Here is a 4,457-nt window from a genome sequence, read left to right on the forward strand (position 1 = left end):
GGGTGTTCGGGCGGCCTTCCGTGGGCGCCCCCCCGACACGTTGGCCAAAGGCCCCCAATGGCGGGCGCCCCCCCCCCCCCGCGGGGTATGGGGGCCGCCCTACGGGTGGCGGGTGGGGTCGGTCAAGGCAGTGCGCCATCGACATTTGATCGTGCTTTCCAGCAACGATCAGGTCGCAGCCTGCCTCTACCGACCCCCTCTGTCGCCTTTGGCGGCATTTGCCAACCTGATCGGCGGGGACCGAACTCATGGCCGCAGAAACACGACCGAAAAGACCGTTCCGCTGGCACATCGGCATCTTCCTGGCGCCGGCGGTGCTCGTCTACACGGCGATCATGATCCTGCCGCTCGCCGGCACGCTGCAGCTGTCGCTGTTCCGCAACATCGAGCAGCACCAGGTCTTCGTCGGGCTGCAAAACTTCCGCACCCTGTTCGGCGATCCCAACTGGTCGGTGGGCTTCTGGAACGCGCTCAGGAACAACACCTGGTTCTTCATCATCCACATGGTCGTGCAGAATCCGATCGGCGTCATGCTGGCCGCCCTGCTGTCCAGCCCCAAGCTCAGATTCGCGGCCTTCTACCGCACGGCGATTTTCGTGCCGACCATCCTGTCCTTCGTCATCGTCGGCTTCGCCTGGAAGCTTATCCTGTCGCCACTGTGGGGCGTGGCGCCGCATCTGATGGATCTTGTCGGCCTGAAAAGCTTGTTCACGCCGTGGCTGGGCAAAGAGCAATATGCGCTGACCGCGCTCAGCCTGATCTCGGTGTGGCAGTTCGTCGGCATCCCGATGATGCTGATCTATGCCGCCCTGCTGTCGATCCCTGAAGAGGTGATCGAGGCGGCCGAGTGCGATGGGATCACCGGCCTGTCGCAGTTCTGGAAGATCAAGCTGCCGCTGATCCTGCCGTCGATCGGCATCATCTCGATCCTCACCTTCGTCGGCAATTTCAACGCCTTCGACCTGATCTACACCGCGCAAGGCGCGCTCGCCGGGCCGAACTATTCGACCGATATTCTCGGCACCTTCCTCTACCGCGCCTTCTTCGGCTTCCAGTTGCAGGTCGGCGACCCCAATATGGGTGCGGCGATCGCCACGATGATGTTCCTGATCATCCTCGGCGGCGTCTGCGTTTACCTCTTCCTCGTGCAGACGCGCCTGCGTCGCTACCAGTTCTGAGGGGCGGATATGTCACGGCTAAACACCCCCCTCTGTCCTGCCGGACATCTCCCCCGCAAGGGGGGAGATCAGATGTCACTTCGGCCTTCGCCAATCCCCCGCATTGCAAGATGTGCGGTAAGGCCAACGCCGCCAATCTCCCCCCTTGCGGGGGAGATGCCCGGCAGGGCAGAGGGGGGTGCCTGGGCGCCGCTCTTAAAAATTGCAGCTCTTCAGGAGACGCTCCAATGAGCACCGCCACCCGTTCCGTGCCCCGCACCATCGGCGCCCACGCGATCCTGTTGACCTACACGGCGATCGCGCTGTTTCCGGTGATCCTCGTCATCATGAACTCGTTCAAGTCACGCGCTAGCATCTTCGGCGCGCCGCTGACGCCGCCGACGCCAAAAACGTTCGACCTGATCGGCTACACCACCGTGATCGGCCAGGGCGATTTCATCCACTATTTCCAGAACAGCCTCATCGTCACCGTCGCCTCGCTGTTCTTCGTGCTTCTGTTCGGCGCCATGGCGGCGTTTGCACTGTCGGAATACCGCTTTCGCGGCAATTCGCTGATGGGGCTATATCTGGCGCTCGGCATCATGATCCCGATCCGCCTCGGCACCGTCGCCATCCTGCAATTGATGGTGGCGAGCGGGCTGGTCAACACGCTGACGGCACTGATTCTGGTCTACACCGCGCAAGGCCTGCCGCTCGCCGTCTTCATCCTGTCGGAATTCATGAAGCAGGTGTCCGACGATCTGAAGAATGCCGGCCGCATCGACGGCCTGTCCGAATACACCATTTTCTTCCGGCTGGTGCTGCCGCTGGTGCGGCCCTCGATGGCGACGGTCGCCGTCTTCACCATGATCCCGATCTGGAACGATCTGTGGTTCCCGCTGATCCTGGCGCCGTCGGAAGAAACCAAGACCGTGACGCTCGGCGCGCAGCTGTTCCTCGGTCAGTTCGTCACCAACTGGAATGCCATCCTGGCTGCACTGTCGCTGGCGATCATGCCGGTGCTGATCCTCTACGTCATCTTCTCGCGGCAGCTGATCCGCGGCATCACCTCTGGAGCCGTCAAGTGAGTTCTGAAACACCCCTGCGCGTTGTTGTCGCCGGTCTCGGCAATATGGGCCGCAGCCATGCGCTGGCCTATCACACCAACCCGGGTTTCCAGATCGCGGCACTCATCAACCGCTCCGATGTGCCGCTGCCGGAAGGACTGTCTGGCTATGGCATCAGGCGTTCCTTCGACGACGCCCTGCGTGACGAAAAGCCCGATGTCGCCTGCATCGCCACTTATTCCGACAGCCATGCCGACTATGCGGTGAAGGCGTTCGAGGCCGGCTGCCATGTCTTCGTCGAAAAGCCGCTGGCAACGACGGTCGCCGATGCAAAGCGCGTCGTGGCGGCGGCCAAGGCCAATGGCAAAAAACTGGTGATCGGCTACATCCTGCGCCACCATCCGTCCTGGATCAGGCTGATCGCCGAGGCGCGCAAGCTCGGCGGCCCCTATGTCTTCCGCATGAACCTCAACCAGCAATCCTCGGGGTCCACTTGGGAGACGCACAAGCAGTTGATGCAGACGACCTCGCCAATCGTCGACTGCGGCGTGCATTATCTCGACGTCATGCTGCAGATCACCGATGCGAGGCCGGTCGAGGTGCGTGGCATGGGGCTGCGGCTGACCGAGGAGGTGGCACCCTCCATGTACAATTACGGTCACCTGCAGGTGCTGTTCGATGACGGGTCCGTCGGCTGGTACGAGGCCGGCTGGGGGCCGATGATTTCGGAGACGGCCTTCTTCGTGAAGGACGTCATCTCTCCCAATGGCTGCGTGTCGATCGTGATGAAGGAAGGCGTGAAGTCCGACGACATCGACACCCACACCAAGACCTCGACCATCCGCCTGCACAGTGCCGCGACCGGTGCGGACGGCAAATTCGCCAGGCCGGACGAAATGCTGTCGATGGAAGGCGAGCCGGGCCACCAGGACCTCTGCGATCTCGAACAGGCCTTCGTGCTGAAGGCGATCCGCGAGGATCTGGATCTGACCCAACACATGGACGACGCGGTCAAGTCGCTCGCCGTCTGCCTCGCCGCCGACGAGAGCGTGCGCAGTGGCGCAGCCATCAAACTCTAGAACAGGGACGAAGCCGTGGGCTCGCTGAACATCGAGAATGTGAAGAAGGCTTTCGGGCCGGTCGAGGTGCTGAAGGGCATCAACCTTGCGGTGAACGACGGCGAATTCGTCGTCTTCGTCGGCCCCTCCGGCTGCGGCAAGTCGACCTTGCTCAGGGTTATCGCCGGACTGGAGGATTCGACCTCCGGCCGCGTGGTCATCGACGGCGCGGACGTTTCCGCCACCCCGCCGGCAAAGCGCGGCATCGCCATGGTGTTCCAGACTTACGCGCTCTACCCGCATCTGACGGTGAAGAACAATATGGGTCTCGGCCTGAAGCAGGCCGGCACGCCGGCGGCCGAGATCGATCGCCGTATCGGCATCGCCTCGTCGATGCTGTCGCTGGAGCCCTATCTCGAAAGGCGGCCGGCCGAGCTCTCCGGCGGCCAGCGCCAGCGCGTCGCCATCGGCCGCGCCGTGGTCCGCGAGCCTAAGCTTTTTCTGTTCGACGAACCATTGTCCAATCTTGACGCGGCGTTGCGTGTCAACACGCGTCTGGAAATCGCTCAGCTACACCGCCGTCTGAAGGCTACGATGATCTACGTCACCCACGACCAGGTCGAGGCGATGACGCTGGCCGACAAGATCGTCGTGCTCAACGCCGGCAGGATCGAACAGATCGGCGGTCCGATGGAACTCTACAATTCGCCGGCGAACGAGTTCGTCGCCGGCTTCATCGGCTCGCCGAAGATGAACTTCGTCGACGGCGCCCGCCTTGGAGAAATCGCCAAGACCATCGGCGTGCGGCCGGAACATCTGACCGTCGATCCGAAGGCGGGCGCATGGAAGGGGACGGTCGTCCATGCCGAGCACCTCGGCGCCGACACCAATCTCTATCTCGATTGCGAGAAGGCCGGGCTGATCACCGTGCGGATTTTCGGGGTGTACGATGCAGAACCGGGCGCGACGCTGTATGCGACGCCGGATCCTGCGAAGACGTATCGGTTTGGGGCTGATGGGAAGACGATCAAGTAAATATGCCGGCGCTTCTCCCTTCCTCTCCCTCCGGAGGGGGGAGAGGTGGCTCGGCTGTCCGAACCGGATAGATAGGTAACAGAATGGACTGATTAGATGGGTGACAGTTTTCTCCCTCGCCGGGAGGACCGGCGATGGTT

The 4,457-nt window shown here is 62.5% G+C and carries 4 protein-coding genes; all 4 read left to right on the forward strand.

Annotated elements, in window-relative coordinates:
* The first annotated feature begins 248 nt into the window (after window positions 1-248).
* The 4 genes from NKJ06_RS34590 (at window position 249) to NKJ06_RS34605 (ending at window position 4,317) form a co-directional block, all read left to right on the forward strand.
* Window positions 249-1,178 (forward strand): carbohydrate ABC transporter permease, encoded by a 930-nt coding sequence (locus NKJ06_RS34590; RefSeq protein WP_352634297.1) that lies wholly within the window; start codon window positions 249-251, stop codon window positions 1,176-1,178.
* Between the two features lie 227 nt (window positions 1,179-1,405).
* Complete coding sequence (locus tag NKJ06_RS34595; protein ID WP_352634295.1) at window positions 1,406-2,245, forward strand: carbohydrate ABC transporter permease; 840 nt, start codon at window positions 1,406-1,408, stop codon at window positions 2,243-2,245.
* The gene (locus NKJ06_RS34600; RefSeq protein ID WP_352812400.1) at window positions 2,242-3,303 is read left to right on the forward strand and encodes a Gfo/Idh/MocA family protein; all 1,062 of its coding nucleotides are present in this window, start codon (window positions 2,242-2,244) and stop codon (window positions 3,301-3,303) included. The genes NKJ06_RS34595 and NKJ06_RS34600 overlap by 4 nt, the downstream gene beginning before the upstream one ends.
* Window positions 3,304-3,318: 15 nt before the next feature.
* Complete coding sequence (locus NKJ06_RS34605; RefSeq protein ID WP_352812403.1) at window positions 3,319-4,317, forward strand: ABC transporter ATP-binding protein; 999 nt, start codon at window positions 3,319-3,321, stop codon at window positions 4,315-4,317.
* Window positions 4,318-4,457 lie beyond the last annotated feature (140 nt).

The sequence above is a fragment of the Mesorhizobium sp. M0293 genome (genome assembly GCF_040321735.1).
Taxonomy (GTDB): Bacteria; Pseudomonadota; Alphaproteobacteria; order Rhizobiales; family Rhizobiaceae; genus Mesorhizobium.

Bases quoted from the DNA above. Each gene is read 5' to 3' on its own strand.
- NKJ06_RS34590 (WP_352634297.1), top strand. From the start codon at position 249: ATGGCCGCAGAAACACGACCGAAAAGACCGTTCCGCTGGCACATCGGC.
- NKJ06_RS34595 (WP_352634295.1), top strand. From the start codon at position 1,406: ATGAGCACCGCCACCCGTTCCGTGCCCCGCACCATCGGCGCCCACGCG.